Here is a 19,373-nt window from a genome sequence, read left to right on the forward strand (position 1 = left end):
GCTGTTTAATCTCTTTTCTAAGAGCTAGAAGCTCAGTTTTTTCATCTGAAGTCACAGAAGAGTTTTCTAGCTCTTCTGCCTTCTGTTTCCATGTATAAAGCAGGTTTGATGATACACCAAGCGCGTCTGCAGCTTCTGGAACGCTATAGCCTTGTTCGGTTATTAACCCTAAAGCTTCCTCTTTAAGCTCTTTGGTGTAAGTTCGGTACTGTCTTTTCGTATTCATGCTCACCTCTATTGTTGGTTCTATAATCCACAATCAAGGTGTCCAGATCGATTAGACCGGAATAATTAAAAATGGCATTGTGTTGGCGGATCAAATAAACCTTGAGCTCAGCGAAGGTAAAGATCCCTACCAAGCGGTAGTGAATTCTTCAGTGAGTCGCGTCAGACCAGTATTAATGGCGGCAATTACGACTATACTAGGGATGATCCCGTTATTATCAGATGCCTTCTTTGGCTCAATGGCAATTACCATCATTTTTGGTTTAGGTTTAGGTTTAGGTTTAGGTTTAGGTTTTGCCTCAGTGCTCACACTTATTGTACTGCCAGTAACCTACGCCTTAATGTTCCGTATTCCTTATCCATATAAGCAAGCATGATAAGGGGGTTACCACGCATTAACTAACCCAATAAATCAAGATCGAACAATGCTTCCTGGCAGTTCAGGCTCAGCTCAGTAATGTGCTGAGCCTGAATACATCTAGAGGCTGTTGACCTTTCTAGCTTAGTGTTGTTCGAGCTTAGTGTTGTTCGAGTTAGGGCAAGGCTTGAGCGATGATGTTTAGCGCGCTCAGTGAAAAGTGGCTAACGCAGCGATACAGATCAACAGCCCTGAGTCACGTTCAGTCAAAGATGAACAATATTTTATGAGCAATAGCTAACAGACGCTGTTAATCTTAAATCAATTCACACTGAAGCTTGTCACTTATGAAATGCTTTGCACTCAGCCATGCTACCCGCTCAGCCACCTTTGCGTTATTACTGTTAAGTAACTTGCTGTCAGGGTCTGCATTGGCAGACAACGACTTAGCTAATAATCAGCAAGAGTACCAAATTGGCGTCATGGTTAACGCTATCGACAAGGCTATAACTGATGCTCGGCCTGACTCCCTCGAATTAATCTACCAATACGGCACGGACTCAAGATACTACGTGATGATTAGAGGTTGGTTAATACAAGAGCTAACAGGCGTGCAAAGTCAGCTTGATGCACACAGGCAGCAAGATGAACGTCGGCAACAGTTAGAACACAAGGTCAATTTTTTAAAGCAAGCCATTCGCCGAATTGATCTTGAATAAAGGGCTACTTCCATGAAAACATCGATTAAAGCTGTATTACTGTCTGCCTTTGTTTGTCCTGGTGCCGGTCACTTTTACTTGAAAAAGATGACCACAGGGAAATTGATTTTGGTGAGCGCGGTTGCTGCACTGTCTTACCTCTGCTGGCATGCTTATCAAAAAGCACAATTAATATCAGAGAAGATCATTAGCGGCGAGATCCCTTTGCAGCTCGACGCTATATACAGTGCCGTTACCCAAGCCCCCGTTGGCAATGAGGCGCTGTGGGTTAATATCGCGACGGCAGCCTTTGTATTATCTTGGATTTTTGGTGTAGCGGATTCATACCGTTTAGGTCGCCAACAAGATCTACAAGAAAATTAATTAAGTTGTCATGATGATACCAATCCCATTACAGAGTTGTTCATTCAGCGGCTGTTAAAATCACTCTAGTCAAGTCAGTGGCTTATCGCTAAAAGTTATTCTCGGCTCTGGCATCTTGCTCCGCTCTCGATAATTGTGCCTGCATTATTCTACCTTCGACCACCCTTGGTCTCGTACCGCCTAAATCTGACTGCCAAGGAGGACCGCAATGTCCTATTCTGTATGGAACAAAATAGACCATTTAGTCGTATATCGAATGCCACATGCGCTGTATTAAGTGATTTCCCCATGCCTTAAATATCAGCCGCACGTTGTCAGCATCTCACTACTTTTACTGCTACGTTGCATTATCTCAAAAGGGAATAAACACTTCTTCCACAATGCGTCTTGGATTGAAAGCCCTGAGAAAGCGCTGAACTGAGTATATCCCTAATGGAATGGGTATAAGAGCCGTTATCCAATCGCTCAAAAAAAGGGCTACTCATTGAGTAGCCCTTTTTTATCAAAGAATTTAATCTATTTAACTACAAACTTGATGAACTGCATCTGTTTTTGAAAAGTCATGTTGAGTTGATGGCTTAACATGCTGCTTTACTTTCGCAGTAGGATTTTTCGAGAACTCATAGCTATTTGTTGCGGCTGATGTTTTAGAGAAATCATGGCGAGTTGTGCCACGCTCAATATCATTGACCTGCTTAGCTGCAACGTTTTTAGAAAAATCGTAATCAGCACGTGCTGCTGAAGTTTTAGAGAAATCAGGTCTTTCTGCCATTGCAGAGGCAGAAACTAAAGTAACAACTACTGATAAGGCTACGCTGGTTAACATTTTCATATACAACTCCAATCTTATTTGCCCATTCTTGTTAACAAGCAGTCTAAGTCATTTACTTAGCATAGAGAACAAAAAAGAGGCAAAATTTGCAATTTGATACAAATAACATACAAAGCTTAAAAATTATGTTAGACGGTTATGCTATTGGAGGAGGATTAACTATATATACCCGCTCTACTTGAAGGTGCTCGTTTCAGAGGCATTGTGCCTGTTCAATTCTAGGCGCATTAATGTAGAAATGGTGATTCCCTTTTAAATTAGTGCAACAACGAAGTGGGCTGGCACAAAGCCTTCTGCGATGGGCTTTAATGGACTTTACTCAGTGTTATTGATTTTACCAAGGGAATGACCATTCGTGGCAATCAATGCCGTGATTAAAGTCCATTAAATTCCCACTGAATCCTGCACCTTCAGGTAGAACGGGTATAGAGTCACTGTTTTAATTGACCAAGTCGGCGCAATTATCCTTTCGCGCTGTAGACTATTTTGTGAGACGACAATGACATCATTGTGCAGTCCGACTGCTACTACCACCATGAGTGGTGCAATGGCCTGATGCTAGTTCCTGACACAAAGCTTCACAATCAAAGGTTATATTGTTGGTGGCAATATTAGATTTGAAGTCGTAAACGTCACTTACGTTAGACACTGTTGATAACGGGGTAGACCGCGGTGCAGAGCTTATCGAATGCTGTTGACTTAAAGTATGTAGCATATCTGGCAGCGCCATCGCCGGCGTAAGCAGAAACTGCCCAAGCAAGGAGATGAGCAGCAAAATATGGGTTATAGCTTTAAGTAACATTTTCCCAGTACTACAAGATAAAATGGATGTGTAACCGTAGACTGCCTCAATGACTAAAAGTTGCACTATCCATCTAATTTATATCGCTTTCAATAAAAAAGCGCTTAGTAAGTACCAAGCGCTTTTATAACATCTAAAAAGTAATACGGTTAGATCGGCGAACCTGGCGGCATAGGTAGCGGTTTAACAATCAGCTTAATTTCTGGATTGAGTAACCCCTTTTCAATACCGTGCTGCAACCATGCAAAGTGCGCAGCTTCATATGCACTAACTCGCTTCACTTTGCGCTTCAATTGCTTAACGGTATAAGTTAATCGCTCAGCCAACTGCGCCTTAACCTCAGGTCTGGTTTTTACATTATGATAGGCCTGCAGTAACACATCGATAGTTACCGCATTAACACGCATCCATACACCAAGTTCTGGGCCAGTGGGAATATCGGAGAACACAGTTTTAGCGAGCACCTTGTCGGTGATCTTAACCACTGACCACTGCTCTTTATCGTTAAGGTAAGCTTGATTAACTCGGTTAATTCGCTCTGGCACGAACACTTGCGACAACGCATGACGACTCAAGACTTCTGCCATACCTAGCGGATCGGCGACGACACCTAATCCAGAGTGGAAACTTTCACGGGTGTTTTGATAGTTGCCAGCTTTAGGGACTAACATTTGCTGCAATGATTCCGAGATAGTCAACTCACTGGGCGTTAAAGTCGATAATATAGCGTCTAATGCTTGCTGTTGCAGCGCTGGCGCTAAGTAGTGCCAACTTTTACCATCAACGCTATCACCATAAGTATAATCTGTACCACCAATAAACTTAGCTGCTGCTGTTAGTTGAAATCTCGTTAATAGATAGATAGGAACAAAGGCATCACTTAACTCGCCTTGCGGCTGCTCGGCTAGCAGTGTTGCAGCTGAAAAGTCCTGTATTGCCTTAGCTCGAACTGCACCTAATCGCTTCAGCTCTGCAACAGGGTCGGTGCCATTGTCCCATAAACTCGCATAGGCATTACTCGCTCCAGCACTTCGAGAATCAGCCTCACCGATGTAGCGTAACCCTTGACGTTCAACCTGATTACGAAGTTCTACCAATTTAGCTTGCTCCTGCTCTGGAGCAAACTCACTGTAGCCATACGCTACGGTGTACTTATCCCATGCACCAACACCTTCATCATAAGGTTTGCTGATATCAATCTTGCCGCCATTTACCGTAACCATAGGGTGCGGGTAATCCATCACTGAGGCATTACTGTTACTCGAGGCAGCGAAGTTATGATCTAAGCCTAATGTATGGCCAACTTCGTGCGCTGATAACTGCCTAATCCGCGCAAGCGATAGTGCCATTGCAGCATCATCTGCTGCGGCTCTATCTTCCCAGCCAGCAGTTAGGCCACGAGCAATTAGGTGGTCTTGTCGTACGCGTTGGCTCCCTAATGTCACATGTCCTTTGATAATCTCACCAGTGCGAGGATCGGTAACCGCAGAGCCGTACGACCAACCACGCGTCGCGCGATGTACCCATTGAATGACGTTATAACGAACATCTTGTGGATCGGCATCTTCGGGTAATAACTCCACTTTAAAGCCGTTGATAAAACCAGCATCAGTGAAAGCATCTTCCCACCAGCGAGCACCTTCAAGTAGTGCCGAGCGAATAGGCTCTGGTACTCCCGGATCGAGATAATACGTAATAGGTTTAACTACCTGACTTGGCGCAGCTCCAGGGGTGACTTTTTCTAATCGATGCCGCAGTAGAAAGCGCTGACGAATGTCTTCGTCAACACGGGTGCCATAATCGAGGTAATCATCAGACAGGTAACCACTCATAGGGTGATAACTGCGCACCTGATACTGCTCTTCGGGCAAGGCTATAAATGAGTAACGAAGACGCACAGATAGATGCTTAGCATCAGGAGTGACCTGCGCGACATAATTCCCCGCTTTAGCACTATTAAATGTCAGTAGTACGTCAACATCGCTGTTACGCTCAAAGGATTTAACCCCTTCAGGTAAGATCAACGACTTGCTTTTATCTAGCTGATAACTCCCCTGCTTAGTTTGCTCTAAGACTTCGCTAATACCATGCAGATCATTAACCACCAGCTCATTAATGGCGACTAAATTACGCTTGCCAGTAACCACTTTTCCGCGCCATAAAACCGATTCTGCAAAGGCCTCATTGACGGCACGCTGCTCTGCTGCATTATCTGTACTTGCACGATAAGCCGTATTGAGCTGTTTAAGGATAAGATAAGGGCCATGACGCTCAAATTGAACCATCCGTGTGCGGCCTAGCTGACCTCTGTCTAGGCCAATATCGTTAGATCCTACCCCATGAGGTAGGCTAGTAAGCAGCAGGAATGGTTCATTTAGCTTATTAGCTTCGAGATAAAGATCGCCAGATGCTTTCTCATAAAACAGATTAATGAAACCTGTGGCTGCTTGACTCTTTTTTATAATAGTAGCGGTATTCGTAGCAGCATACACACTAGTCAACGGCACTGTCGCTAGGGCTATTGCCAGTGCGAGTTTGTAGGGTTTCATGATCTCTCCTTGAGCCTTATTAGGTTGCTATCGTTAATCGCGATAGTCTTAATTATTTATTAGCTTAATAAATAGGCTTGCATGTTCGCAAGCCTATATCAACTATTTGACATGAATCATTTACGCATCATGACTTTCGGCCGCACTCTCCAATCCAATGGCTCAAGGTTTCAAATAACTCATTGAGCACGATAGGTTTAGTAATGTGAGCGTTCATACCAGCCGATAAACTCTTTTCTCTATCACCCGACATCGCATGGGCTGTCATTGCAATGACTGGCAGCTCAGTTGCAGAATAGCGTTTACGCAGCTCCTTCGTAGCCGTTAAACCATCCATCACTGGCATCTGAATATCCATCAATACCGCGTCGTAATTAGCAGCTTCAATCATATCTAAAGCTATCTGACCATTCTCTGCGACATCTACCGTATAACCCGCACTTTTAAGTAGCTCTGTAGCGACCTGCTGATTAATAAAGTTATCTTCTACCAGCAGTATGTAACCCGTATCCTTATCTGCTGCCTCTTCACTAACTTCCGGCAACGGATTTAAGCTCGGTTCATCTGAGAATGCCGAAATAATCTCATCAAATAGGGAGGAGGCTTTAAACGGTTTTTGTAGCAGTGCAAATACATTTGAACCCGCTATATCCTTATGCATTGGCTCTGCGGCATACGCCGTCATCATGATGATCACTGGGCGCTTTGCAAGCTTGCCTGTAGCAACCATATCGTCTATCTCTTCAATTACCGCGATGCCGTCCATCTCAGGCATCATCCAATCAAGCAGCAACAGGTCAACGGGGTTCTTGCTGAGTTTGTATAACCCTTCAGGGCCACTTGCGGCAGTATCGACGCTAAAGTGGAAGTCGCGCATGACGCTTGAGTAGATCTGTAGCGCGGTCGGGTTATCGTCAATGACTAGTGTTTTCAATCCCCCTAATGTGGAAGGGATAACCAGTGGCTGTACTTCTGCCTCTTCAGCAATTTCAAAGCTAATGGTGAAGCTAAAGGTACTACCAACCCCCATCTCACTTTCAACTTGCATGATACCACCCATCATCGACACCAAGTGCTTACTGATAGACAAACCTAGTCCTGTACCACCATATTTACGGGTAGTAGAACCATCGGCTTGAGCAAAGGCATCGAACAGTATCGCTTGCTGCTCTTTACTGATCCCAATACCGGTATCGCGCACCCAGAATTTCAACGTAATGCGATGATCACGCTCACCAACGTCTTCACAACCAAGCTCAATTTCACCTGATTTCGTAAACTTAACCGCATTTGAGAGCATGTTAATCAGTACCTGACCAAGACGCAGCGGATCGCCCTCAAGAATTAGCCCTGCAGTGACTGGAGCATATAGTAATAGTTCAACACCTTTCTCTTGGGCTTTTAGTGCATTAAGGTCTAGGGCATGATCCAGTACTTTATCGAGTGGGAATGCCACTCTTTCGAGTTCTAACTTACCGGCTTCAATCTTTGAGAAGTCGAGAATATCATTAATGATCCGCAGTAATGAATGAGCAGAGAAACCCGCTTTTTCTAGGTAGTCTTTCTGCTGAGCAGTTAACGATGTACGCTGCGCTAACTGCAACATACCAATAATCGCATTCATCGGTGTACGGATCTCGTGGCTCATATTGGCCAAGAATTCACTTTTATAAAGGTTTGCCATTTCAGCGTCTTGTTTCGCTTCAAGCATCGCCACTTCATTACGCTTATGGCGGGTAATATCTTTGTGAGTACCGACCATACGCTTAGGTTGGTTAGTCGGAGTGAACTCGACTACACGACCACGAGACAATAACCAATGATACTCACCACTTTTACCCAACATCCTAAATTCGACATCGTAAGTGCCAATAGGATTGCTCAAGTATTCATTACGATGCTCCTCAACCCTAATGCGATCATCGGGGTGGATCAGCTCATCAATTGTCGAAACCAGTGCCGGAAATTCATTACTCTTATAACCAAGCATTGAGTAGTAGGCAGGGTTACAAATAATTTGCTCAGAATCTAAATACCAATCCCATAAGCCATCCTCTACCGCATCCATCGCCAGATGATAACGCTCCTCCGACAAACGTAACTGCTCGGCCGACTCATATTCACGTGTGACATCACGCCAAACTGCAATCAAACCTAGCAGTTCATCACGGCGGTTATAAAATGGAATCTTTAGGGTATCAAGCAATACCGGTTTACCGGCAAAATCGACTTTCTCTTGGTAACGAAGCGGCACTTTATTAGCGAGTACTCTTTCATCTTCAGCACGAATACGAACAGCTTGTTCACTTGGAATTAATGCATCGGCATATTGACCTACAATCTCATTCTCGGTGTAACCCAACATCCGTTCTGCAGATTTGTTACAGCCTAAATAGCGGCCATCTTTATCTTTAAACACAATCGCTTCAGGAATGGAGTCGAGTAAAGAGCGTAACAGTGCATATTCCTCTTCACGTCGCTCCGTGGTGTCTTTTAGCCGTTCTGTTCGCTGTGCAACCAGTTTATCCAGCCGTCGATTTTGCTCAGCAAGGTGACGAGTATATTGCTTGTTCTCTTCAAAAATCCGACTGACTAACTGGAACCAAGGTCCCCAGCCTTGAGTAATCTTCTCTGGCGGTTTAATTGGCTCAGCCGAGCACTCTTCTAAATGTGTCAGTAATTGAGTTGCAGGATTAACGAACGAGCGTCTGGTTTGCCAATGCACAATCGTCACTAAAACGGACAGTGCCATTACCACCAATACGAATGTCAGTTCGAGTTTTTCCCAAGAATCTTTAAACAGATCATCAACATCTTGCAGATACAACAAGCGCCACGGCGGATTGGCAAGTGCAACAGAGTGAATGTAGTAACCATTACGAATAATGCCTTCATGGGCGTCAAATAACTCAGATTCGGGAATCGAATGTAGCTCAGAGGGGATCTTCTGACTAATGTGGTACACCCGATTAAACTCAGACGTATCGATATCACTGTGAGACAGAATATTATTATCTTGATCAAGCAAGATCACCGTACCGGGCATTTTAAAATAGAGACGGATCTGTTTGGCAAGTGAAGCAAGAGTCATGTCTAGGTTGATCGAGCCAATAAATTCATCTTCTAGATAAATAGGCACGCCTAATGTTGTTAACAACCCTTTTTCAGTTGGGTCAACGTAGGCAGGACTCCAAAAAATACTGCGCTGCGGATTCATTGCAGGCGTTGCTAGCTGAAATTGTTTCTTATTGAGTAGCTCATCCCGAAAGCGTTGTTCATTTGACGGCCACGGATAATAGGACATTATCCGTCGTTTAGAGGTGTAATAAATTGAGGATGCATTGGGGGCCGCGAGCGTCGCGACAGGAAATGAAAGAGACAACTCAAATAGCATCTCCAGTTCTTGGTAAAATTTATCACTACGACCATTCAGCGAACCCGCACCAGTAATGCGCCCCATGTTGGTAAAGGGTTCGCCACTTTTAGCGTAACTGGGTTCTAAGGTAAAAAACTGGCCGCTTTCGTTAAATTTCTCATACTGAGGTAGACGCTCTTTACGCACTAATTCGCCTAACCTTAAATGATCAATGGCGACGTTACGCAAACTTTTCACCGCTCTAATACTCGACTCGAGCAGTAGATCGATCTGCAGCACGTGACGCTCTACAAGCTCTTCACGCTGCTCAATGACTTGGATTTTCTGTCTTTCAAAAAAGAACCAAGCTGTTAATAGAGCCATAATGATTACACCGATATAAGTGTAAAATACGGCTCTACTATAATTTTTCTGTATCGGTGACTTTAGCTGAGGAGCTTGATCAGTCGGTTTCATTTACAACCCTTGGTAATACTCAATCGAAATGCATCTTGGTTAGCGCCAATGCCTAAGACATATACTCATTTGACTCGAACATAGACTTATCTTGGCATGCTACCTAATACTATCAGGAAGATAACCTATTGGAATACTCAATATTAGCTTAAAATGTAACGAATTATCGAACAATGGCCTCAATATTTCAGAGGCCATTTAGTTGCAGCTTTTTAACTGACCAAGCTTTATAGATTCTCTTCAGCAAACTCGGCTAAACGAGAACGTACCACACCATTTAAGTAAACATTGGCGCTACCATCAAAATCTTTAAAGCGCTCGACAATGTAAGTTAGACCAGAAGTGACTGCTGTCAGGTAATTAGAGTCGATTTGTGCCAAGTTGCCACTACAGATCAATTTGGTTCCTTCCCCCATACGGGTGATCATGGTTTTGATCTGCGATGCCGTTAAGTTTTGACACTCATCAAGCAGTACTACCGAGTTTTGAATCGAGCGACCGCGCATAAAGTTAATCGACTTAAACTGGATATTGGCCTTGTCCATGATGTAGTTCATGCTCCCGCTAGGGTTTACATCATTTTTATGCAGTACTTCTAAGGTATCGGTAATGGCTGCTAGCCAAGGCGCCATCTTCTCCTCTTCGGTACCAGGTAGGAAACCTATCGACTCTGCAATTTCTGGAGTATTACGAGTAACGATAACTTTTTCATACTTGCCACGCTCGACCACCATCTCAAGCGCTGCAGCCATTGCGAGCAAGGTTTTACCACAGCCAGCTGGCCCCGTTAGAATCACTAGATCAATCTCAGGATCAAGTAGTGCTTGCAGTGCCATACCTTGGTAAATATTTTTCGGTCTAATCCCCCATGCATCCAGATTCATTAACCGTTCCCGACCTAGATCTAAGAACTTAAGCTCGCTATCGGTTTTCTCGATAATACGGCCACAAAAGTCACGTCCTTCATCCAACAAGTACTGATTAGTGTAAAAAATGTCGTCGCCCAGTTTGTCGATTGGCACTTTATGAACGGTATGTCGGCCATTACTCTCGGTTGTGACATCATCGGTATGCAGCCAAAAATCACCATCAAATTTGTGGAAACCTTTCGTTAGGAAGCGGATGTCGTCAATAAGTTGATCGGTACGATAATCTTCAACACGCTGTATTCCTGCCCCTTTCGCTTTGAGGCGCATATTAATATCTTTGGTAACGAGTACGACGGTGCGGGGCTGATGCAGCTCTTGTAGATGCAGTGCTGTATTGATAATGCGGTTATCGTTATTGTCACCGGGCATGCTGCCAATGGTGAATTCGATTTGATGATCAGGAAAAATAGAGAGTGTGCCGTTAGCATCACTGTGATCTTCTCGCCTAGGCAATGGCACACCTTGGACTATTTGCTCCGGTGTCGTTTGCCCACCGAGTATATCTTCTAATGCTCTAATCGCGACCCTTGCATCGCGGCTAACGTCTCGCTTTCTATCCTTGATTAGATCCAGTTCCTCTAGAACTGTCATAGGTACGACTACGTCATGCTCCTTAAATGAATAAATAGCCAAAGGTTCATGCAGTAATACGTTGGTATCCAGTACAAACAACTTTCTGTCGTCTTGTTCCATGGCGCCTCCAATTGTGCATTAATTTTGATTACGAGATAGATAAAGCTCCTTTAGAGTAGTTACAAGTTATTAACTTCATACTGCCACCAATATTGTCTCGCATCAATGCTCTTGCGTAATAAGCTGTCATCATTAGCGTTGAAATATGACAAGTTGATGATGCTGTAAAATACTCACATTCAATTGGTGAATTTGTAATCTATCACCAACAGAATTAAGCTAATATTAGTAGGTTCAATTTCAAAATGTGTGGGATTGTTATAACATACGCGCCCCTTGTGATTCACCCAGTATATGAGAGTTTTTAAATGCCGTTTTCCCTTGGTCAACGTTGGATCAGCGATACCGAATCAGAACTAGGTTTGGGTACAGTCGTCGGTATGGAAGGCCGTATGGTCACTGTACTTTTTTCTGCGACTGGCGAGAATAGACTATTTTCTCGTTCAGAAGCTCCGCTAACACGCGTTATCTTCAATCCAGGCGATAAAGTTGAGAGCCACGATGAGTGGTCATTGACTGTTACCGAAGTTGAAGAGAAAGATAACCTTATTATCTACCACGGCATTCATAGCGAAACAGGTGAGCAAGCCAGCCTGCGTGAGACGCTGCTGAATCACAATATTCGTTTCAATAAGCCACAAGATCGTCTGTTTGCAGGTCAAATTGATCGCATGGACCGTTTTGGTGTTCGCTATCAGTGTCAATTGCTGAGAAACAAACTGGCGACCTCCGATCTACTTGGACTACAAGGGCCAAGAGTTGGGTTGATCCCACATCAACAGTGGATTGCTCATGAAGTCGGTCAACGTTTTGCGCCGCGCGTATTACTTGCCGATGAAGTTGGCCTGGGTAAAACCATTGAAGCGGGTTTAATTATTCATCAGCAGCTACTTACTGGCCGTGCTGAACGTATTTTAGTTATTGTGCCTGACACGCTACGTCACCAGTGGCTGGTTGAGATGTTGCGCCGCTTTAACTTGCGTTTTTCTGTTTTCGACGAAGACCGCTGCGTTGAAGCTTATGCTGATAACGATAACCCTTTCTACACCGAGCAACTGGTTATCTGTTCGCTTGAACTACTGCGTAAGAAAAAGCGTTTAGACCAAGCATTGGATGCCGATTGGGATCTAATGGTTGTCGATGAAGCGCACCATTTAGAATGGTCTGAAGATGCCCCAAGCCGCGCTTATAAAGTGGTTGAAGCATTAAGTGAAGTCGTTCCTGGCGTACTACTGCTTACCGCAACGCCTGATCAACTCGGTCACCAGAGTCATTTTGCTCGCTTACGCTTACTCGATCCTGACCGCTTTTATGACTACCCCTCTTTCTTGAAAGAGGAAGAGAGTTATAAAGATGTGGCGACGGCAGCGGATGCTTTAGCCGGTGGAGAAAACCTTTCAACTGACGCTATCACTAGTCTGACACAGCTGTTATCAGAAAAAGATATCAGCGACAGCATCAACCTTATTCAAGACGAAAGCGCCAATACAGATACTCGCCACCAAGCCCGTGAAGAGTTGCTACAAGAACTACTCGATCGTCATGGCACTGGTCGTGTGTTGTATCGTAATAGTCGCGCCTCGGTAAAAGGGTTTCCAACCCGTAACCTGCATATTCATCCACAGCCGATGCCTGAGCAGTATGTTACCGCATCACGCGTTAGCGCCATGATGAACAAACACTTAGACACCAATGCCAAAGTACGACAAGTGTTGAGTCCTGAGAAAATCTACCAAGATTTTGATAGCGGCAGCGCCAGTTGGTGGAAATTTGATCCTCGCGTTGATTGGTTAATTGATTTCCTTAAAACCAACCGCAGTAAGAAAGTGCTTATTATTGCCAGCCAAGCTGAAACAGCCTTGAGCTTAGAAGAAGCACTGCGCACACGTGAAGGGATCCAAGCCACCGTATTCCACGAAGGCATGTCGATTATTGAGCGTGATAAAGCCGGTGCTTATTTCGCTCAAGAAACAGGCGGTGCACAAGCGCTTATCTGTAGTGAAATCGGTTCCGAAGGTCGTAACTTCCAGTTCGCCAGTAATTTAGTACTGTTCGATCTACCGCTTAACCCTGATCTACTCGAGCAGCGCATTGGTCGTCTTGACCGTATTGGTCAGAAAAATGATGTTGAGATCCACCTGCCCTACTTAGCGGGTACTGCGCAAGAACGATTAATGCAGTGGTATCATCAAGGATTGAATGCCTTTGAATGTACTTGTCCAAGTGGTCATATCCTATTTGGTGAATTTTCGGGCGAGCTACTCGAAACCTTAACCACTGACGATGAATCGAGCCTTGAGACGCTACTAGATAACACCAAATCGCGTTACCAAGAACTTAAAGTGGCCATGGAGCAAGGACGCGACAAACTGCTAGAGATTAACTCTCACGGCGGCGAGCGTGCTAACAAGTTAGTTGAAAGCTTGGCAGCCAGAGATGAAGACACCCAGCTAATCGGTTCAGTGATCCGCTTATGGGATATCATCGGTGTGGAGCAGGAAGATAGCGGTGAGAATGCGATCGTGCTGCACCCAAGTGAGCACATGATGTTCCCAACCTATCCAGGCCTGCCGGAAGATGGCATTACCGTCACTTTCGACCGAGAAATGGCACTTTCACGTGATGATATCGCACTGATTACTCAAGAACACCCTATCGTACAGACAGGCTTGGACTTGATCACCTCTTCTGAAACCGGCACCACCAGCGTTGCAGTGTTAAAAAACAAAGCACTACCAGCGGGTACTGTGTTCTTAGAGTTAATCTATATGGCGGATGCATCAGCGCCAAAGTCGAGCCAGCTATATCGCTACCTGCCACCAACGCCAATTCGTATCTTGTTAGATAAGAGTGGTAATAATCTGTCTGATAATGTCACTTACGAGAGTTTCGACAGACAGTTAAGTGCGGTTAATCGTCATATTGCCAGCAAATTAGTGACCGCCTCACAGGCAATTTTGCACCCACTATTTGCTAAAGGAGAGAGCTTCGCTGCGAGTGAACTCAAATTACTGACAGAGACTGCACGTGAAAAGATGACCCAGCAACTAACTGGTGAGCTTGAGCGACTAAAAGCGCTTAAAGCAGTTAACCCAAATATTCGTGATGAAGAGTTAACTCACTTAAGCGAACAGATGAGTGAACTAAACCGTTACCTTGATAGTAGCCAACTACAGCTTGATGCTATTCGTTTGGTATTAGTCAGTCACGCTTAACGTAGCAAACTAAGCACAAAGCCTCGCTTTTTAGCGAGGCTTTTTGTTTTTTAACCCATACAGCAATTTTTAACTAGCAGGCCTTAAGCACTGCATTCCTTTGCGATATACTCGATGAATTAACCTCACGATTTTCTACAGTATTTTGCACTAAGGTTGTACTCGCGTATGTATCAACGAACTTTAACTCCTGTAAAGCTATTGCTTACGCTTATCTTTACTATATCGACAGCCTTTGTTACGCCAGCAACCATAGCGCAAGATTTGTCTTATCTACCACAGTCTGAAGTTCACTACCTGCAAGTAGATGACCAACAATACCCTGCACTCTTAAGATCTTGGCAAGGCACAAAAAAATTAGGGCTGGCGATTATTGTTCCACAGCTAGGACTGGGCGCTGATGCAGCAGGGTTTACTGCTTATTTACGCCGTCAGTTAAATAGTGCCGGCTGGGCAACACTTGCCATTACGCCACCTCTTAAACCAGGTATGCCTAATTACGCCACTAAAGCCGAAGATGTCGCCAATGCTGGTGAGCAACAACTTAGCGAGCAAAGTACTCGTGCAATGCCTGTATTCACTGAAGAGCAGCTCAGCCTCAACCTTGAGCAACAGCAAAGCTTCTTAATTAGCAGCATGGCCCAGTTAGATAGCTTAGGTAAGCAATATCAAGGCAAGCGGATCTTAATCTGCAATGGCGATAGTGCGGCATTAGTCATTGAGTTACTTAAAGACAAAAAGCTCCCAATGCCTGATATGCTAGCGTTAATCAACCCCTATAGTGACATTCCAAGCCGCAATCAAGCATTACCAACAAACCTTGCGGAGCTAACAATACCTGTACTCGATATTCAATCACGAGATGGCACTGCCGCATCGCTAGCGACTCAACAAAGTCGTATCACTTTGATGCCGCAAAACCAACCATATCGATACCATCAATATAAGATGTCGCTAGATTTGCTGCATAAAGAGGGTTGGAGTAATGGCAGTAAATTAATTGAAGGCTTTGCACAGCGAATAAATAAAGCCTACCCGAACGGATAGGCTTATTATTTTTAATCTTTACTTAACTTCAATGCGCCGGCAATGAGTACCACAGTGATCCCCATATAGAGTAAGTCCAACGTTGTTACAGGCTTAATTTCACTAAAAAATGAAAACACTTTGATGATAAGCATCATCAGTATCACTTTACCTAATTTACTTTTAAGCGAATCAATACTGTTGATAATCAGAATCTTACCACCAGCTTCACTTTTACTCGCCTCATCTAAGTTGCTAATGAATAATTCATATAGACCAAACGCAAAAATAAGTAACACAGCACCAAGTAAAAAGGTATCTAGGATCTCGACCACAACCATAACGAGATCATTACGAATCGCATGGCTACCACTAAACACATAACCCCAGATAAGGTGCAGCATGTGAATAACGTCTTTTAACCCCATTGCAAATACAACAAAAGCTGCAATGATGCAGGATAAAACACCAAACATTACCGAAAGTCGGCTACTCCATAGAAAACGTTCAAAAAGTTCACGCACAATCATTTAATCCAACGAGTTTAAGTAAGATGCAAAAGTGTAAAATATGCCTCCCACTTCCACACAAACTTCATGGTCATTTGTGACGTTCATCACAAATTAAGCAATAGATCAGAATTACCAGCCTGATTGCCTATTTCTATACTCCTTTAGAGAGTCCTTAGACTGTCTAATTGCAGCAATAATTCGGTTTTTACCCGCAAGTAACCTCACTTGGTAACAAGACTCTCTGCGCAATAATTGCCTAATAGGCGCACTCCAACTTTTTTGAATACTCTGCTTTATTGCCGCATTGGCATCAGGAGATGTTTGCATCAATCGTTGAGCTAATATTGTTGCTGCAGCCATAGGGTCATCTTCAATGGCTGTGAGCAAATTGTAGGATAACGCCTGCTCAGCAGTCAGAATTTCAGCAGTCATTGTTAACTTAAGCGCTTGATCTTTTGGCATTAGTTCTCTAAGCCCGACAAAACCCGCCATATCAGGCACTAAACCCCATCGCGCTTCCATTATCGATAATTTACAGCTAGGAGAAGCGATTCTAAAGTCAGTACCTAACGCAATTTGCATTCCGCCACCGTAACAGACCCCTTCCAAAACGGCGATAACTGGCACTGGTAATCGACGCCAACCTATTGAGACTCGTTGCGCCAAATTAGCATTACCAGGTAACCATTTAAATAGTAGCTTTACCGCATCAAAAGGTGAGCGGCTTACACTCTTTACATCGAGGCCAGAGCAAAAACTATCCCCCTCGCCAAATAGGATCACAGCTCTTAGTGATTTATCCTTTCTGAGTTGAGCTATGCAAGCATCTATCTGCTTAAAAAGCTCATAATTCAAAGCATTATACTTCTCAGGGCGATTCAGAGATACGTACGCAATACTATCTTCTTTTCGTATCGAGACTAATTTATTGCTCATTTTCAAATCCTTTTACGTGACACTGGTCAGTCCAGATAACAAGTTAACATATTTGGCATAAATCGTTAATACCTATAACATGTTATTGCTTTTTGACCATCGTCAATAAACTGTCATACAGTGCTGTTTTCTATCAATGTCTGGATAGGTGATAATTATCAATGAGATATTGACTTATTTCCTTCATTAATGACACAGATGTGACAGCATTAGGAAACTAATTCAATTGCAAAATTGATGTAATAGTAGCAAAATATAAACACAAGAAATAAAATAAAAACCATTTAGATTCATATATATAGGCTAAACAAAACTTACAGTTGATGTCTAAAAATAATAACAATAGTTAACTTGAGCACGAACATTAGGATATAAGAATAATAATGCCCTTTCCCGTACTAATATGTGACGACTCTGCGCTTGCGAGAAAGCAGATGGCACGGACACTTCCAAAAGAGTGGGATGTAGAACTCACTTATGCCGCCAATGGTGCGGAAGGGATTGATGCGATCCGTGAAGGTAAAGGCGAGATTGTCTTCTTAGACTTAAATATGCCTGTTATGGATGGTTATGAAGTTCTCGAAGCGATTCAAAGAGAAGATCTTCCCGCATTAGTCATCGTTGTTTCTGGCGATATCCAAATAAAAGCACATGAGCGCGTCAAAGTACTCGGTGCACTCGATTTTATTCAAAAACCTGTCAGTGTCGATGCCATAAGCCATATCTTGCAAGAGTACGGTATTTTAGAACTCGCGATTGGTACCGGCCAAACTGAAAACCCTATGGTTGAGGTTGACCTACGTGACGCTTGCCAGGAAGTTGCTAACGTCGCGATGGGGCGAGCAGCTGACTTATTATCAAAGCTACTCGATGTGTTCGTGTTACTGCCTATCCCTAACGTTAATGTGCTTGAAGTCAGTGAACTGACAATGACACTAAAAGCAACAGAGGAAAATGGTACCGTCTCCGCACTCTGCCAAGGGTTTATTGGTGCCGGTATTGCAGGCGAAGCTTTACTGCTATTTCATGACTCCTCTTTCCAGGATATGGCCAAGCTAATGAAGCTTGAAAACCCGGAAGATGAAACCACTGAATTAGAAGTCATGATGGATACCGGCAACGTACTTATTGGTGCCTTTCTGAACGGGATATCAGAACAACTGCATATGAAATTCAGCCAAAGCCACCCCGTGGTATTAGGCCGACATTGTACCGCCAATGAACTCATCCATGAGAACTCAGATAAATGGCAACGCACCCTAGCAATGGAAATTAACTATCAAATTGAAAATCATGATATTCAATGTGATTTACTGCTGCTATTTACTGAAGACTCTTTGCCAACGCTTAATTATAAGCTTGGCTACTTGCTAGATTAAGATGGATCATAAGATGGCAGACGATCAAAGCGCGATGAACGAGCTCCACTGGCTAATTGATATGGTGCAAACCATTGAAGTTGGCTTAGTCGTACTCGATAAGGATTACAACATCCAGCTGTGGAATGGTTTCATGGAAAACCACAGTGGCGTCTCACCCAATTCGATTAAAGGTAAAAATCTGTTTGAGCAGTTTGAGTATCTACCTGCAAAGTGGCTCAAACATAAAATGGAATCGGTTTTTCAGCTTAAAAACCGTGCCTTTATTAGCTGGGAACAGCGTCCGTTTGTGTTTCAATTCAAAAACTACCGACCGATTACTGGCCGTGCTGACTTCATGTACCAGAATGTTACTCTTCTGCCGCTGTCGTCACTGACGGGTGAAGTGACTCACTTAAGCATGATTGTCTACGACGTTACTGATGTCGCTATCAACAAGTTACAGCTAAAAGCGGTTAATGAAAGCCTTGAAGTATTAAGTCAGATCGATGGCTTAACACAGCTATATAACCGCCGTCACTGGCAGCTTTGCATGCAAAAAGAGTTTGACCGCAATAGCCGCTATGGCGACGAAACAACACTGGTAATGCTCGACATCGATAATTTTAAGGTGATTAATGACACCTACGGCCATCAAGCCGGCGATAAGGTCATTCAGAACGTCTCACACCTAATTAATAAGTCACTTAGAGAGACAGACTGCGCTGGTCGTTATGGTGGCGAAGAGTTCGGTGTTGTACTTGCCAATACACCAGCTGCCAATGCACTGTTTTTTGCAGAGCGATTGCGGAAAAAAGTCGAACAATCAGAAACCGTGTTTGAAGATCAGGTTATTAAGGTCACGATTAGCATCGGCATATGTGATATCCAACCTGAAATCCTTAGCAGTGAAACTTGGCTATCTTTAGCCGATCAAGCCTTGTATCGAGCCAAAGAGTCGGGCAGAAACTCCTGTGCGATCCACCAACATAAAAACAGTTAGCGACTTATACCAATTGCATTA

General features: G+C 43.7%; 14 protein-coding genes and 1 pseudogene. 7 read left to right on the forward strand and 8 right to left on the reverse strand.

Annotation, left to right across the window (positions count from 1 at the left end; genetic code table 11):
- Positions 1-226 (reverse strand): transposase (locus tag AB4238_RS04040; RefSeq protein ID WP_372031535.1); only part of this gene is annotated, 226 nt, incomplete at its 3' end.
- Positions 227-287: 61 nt separating this feature from the next.
- On the opposite strand from AB4238_RS04040, the pseudogene AB4238_RS04045 reads away from it, so the two are divergent.
- The 3 genes and pseudogenes from AB4238_RS04045 to AB4238_RS04055 form a co-directional block, all read left to right on the forward strand.
- A pseudogene (locus tag AB4238_RS04045) lies at positions 288-602 on the forward strand (efflux RND transporter permease subunit); the annotation flags it as partial.
- Positions 603-930: 328 nt separating this feature from the next.
- Positions 931-1,302, forward strand: a complete 372-nt coding sequence (locus tag AB4238_RS04050) for a hypothetical protein (RefSeq protein ID WP_372031536.1) — start codon at positions 931-933, stop codon at positions 1,300-1,302.
- Between the two features lie 12 nt (positions 1,303-1,314).
- Positions 1,315-1,665, forward strand: coding sequence for a DUF6677 family protein (locus AB4238_RS04055; RefSeq protein WP_372031539.1), 351 nt, complete (start codon positions 1,315-1,317; stop codon positions 1,663-1,665).
- Between the two features lie 520 nt (positions 1,666-2,185).
- Here the strand turns inward: AB4238_RS04055 and AB4238_RS04060 are convergent.
- The 5 genes from AB4238_RS04060 to AB4238_RS04080 form a co-directional block, all read right to left on the reverse strand.
- Positions 2,186-2,497 (reverse strand): hypothetical protein, encoded by a 312-nt coding sequence (locus AB4238_RS04060; RefSeq protein WP_372031540.1) that lies wholly within the window; start codon positions 2,495-2,497, stop codon positions 2,186-2,188.
- 505 nt (positions 2,498-3,002) lie between these two features.
- Entirely contained in the window at positions 3,003-3,365 is a 363-nt protein-coding gene (locus AB4238_RS04065) for a hypothetical protein (RefSeq protein ID WP_372031544.1), read from the reverse strand.
- A gap of 83 nt (positions 3,366-3,448) precedes the next feature.
- A complete protein-coding gene (locus AB4238_RS04070; RefSeq protein ID WP_372031546.1) occupies positions 3,449-5,848 on the reverse strand; it encodes a zinc-dependent metalloprotease in 2,400 nt (799 codons plus the stop codon).
- A 127-nt stretch (positions 5,849-5,975) separates the two neighbouring features.
- Positions 5,976-9,680 (reverse strand): response regulator, encoded by a 3,705-nt coding sequence (locus AB4238_RS04075; protein ID WP_372031549.1) that lies wholly within the window; start codon positions 9,678-9,680, stop codon positions 5,976-5,978.
- A gap of 227 nt (positions 9,681-9,907) precedes the next feature.
- On the reverse strand, positions 9,908-11,302 hold the full coding sequence (locus tag AB4238_RS04080) for a PhoH family protein (protein ID WP_372031552.1): 1,395 nt from the start codon (positions 11,300-11,302) through the stop codon (positions 9,908-9,910).
- 308 nt (positions 11,303-11,610) lie between these two features.
- Between AB4238_RS04080 and rapA the strand changes: the two genes are divergently transcribed.
- Together rapA and AB4238_RS04090 are read left to right on the forward strand one after the other, a co-directional pair.
- On the forward strand, positions 11,611-14,517 hold the full coding sequence (gene rapA / locus AB4238_RS04085) for an RNA polymerase-associated protein RapA (RefSeq protein WP_372031554.1): 2,907 nt from the start codon (positions 11,611-11,613) through the stop codon (positions 14,515-14,517).
- A 168-nt stretch (positions 14,518-14,685) separates the two neighbouring features.
- On the forward strand, positions 14,686-15,564 hold the full coding sequence (locus AB4238_RS04090) for a DUF3530 family protein (RefSeq protein ID WP_372031557.1): 879 nt from the start codon (positions 14,686-14,688) through the stop codon (positions 15,562-15,564).
- A gap of 11 nt (positions 15,565-15,575) precedes the next feature.
- On the opposite strand, the gene AB4238_RS04095 is transcribed toward AB4238_RS04090, so the two are convergent.
- Positions 15,576-16,073, reverse strand: coding sequence for a YqhA family protein (locus AB4238_RS04095; protein WP_372031559.1), 498 nt, complete (start codon positions 16,071-16,073; stop codon positions 15,576-15,578).
- 111 nt (positions 16,074-16,184) lie between these two features.
- The gene (locus AB4238_RS04100) at positions 16,185-16,991 is read right to left on the reverse strand and encodes a crotonase/enoyl-CoA hydratase family protein (protein ID WP_372031562.1); all 807 of its coding nucleotides are present in this window, start codon (positions 16,989-16,991) and stop codon (positions 16,185-16,187) included.
- 383 nt (positions 16,992-17,374) lie between these two features.
- Between AB4238_RS04100 and AB4238_RS04105 the strand changes: the two genes are divergently transcribed.
- Together AB4238_RS04105 and AB4238_RS04110 are read left to right on the forward strand one after the other, a co-directional pair.
- Positions 17,375-18,370 carry a response regulator gene (locus AB4238_RS04105; RefSeq protein ID WP_371990861.1) on the forward strand — a complete coding sequence of 332 codons (996 nt, stop codon included), beginning with the start codon at positions 17,375-17,377 and terminating at the stop codon, positions 18,368-18,370.
- Positions 18,371-18,383: 13 nt separating this feature from the next.
- The gene (locus AB4238_RS04110; RefSeq protein ID WP_372031563.1) at positions 18,384-19,352 is read left to right on the forward strand and encodes a diguanylate cyclase; all 969 of its coding nucleotides are present in this window, start codon (positions 18,384-18,386) and stop codon (positions 19,350-19,352) included.
- The last annotated feature ends 21 nt before the right edge of the window (positions 19,353-19,373 follow it).

Origin of the sequence: Shewanella sp. 10N.286.45.A1, assembly GCF_041470405.1 — a bacterium.
GTDB lineage: Bacteria > Pseudomonadota > Gammaproteobacteria > Enterobacterales > Shewanellaceae > Shewanella.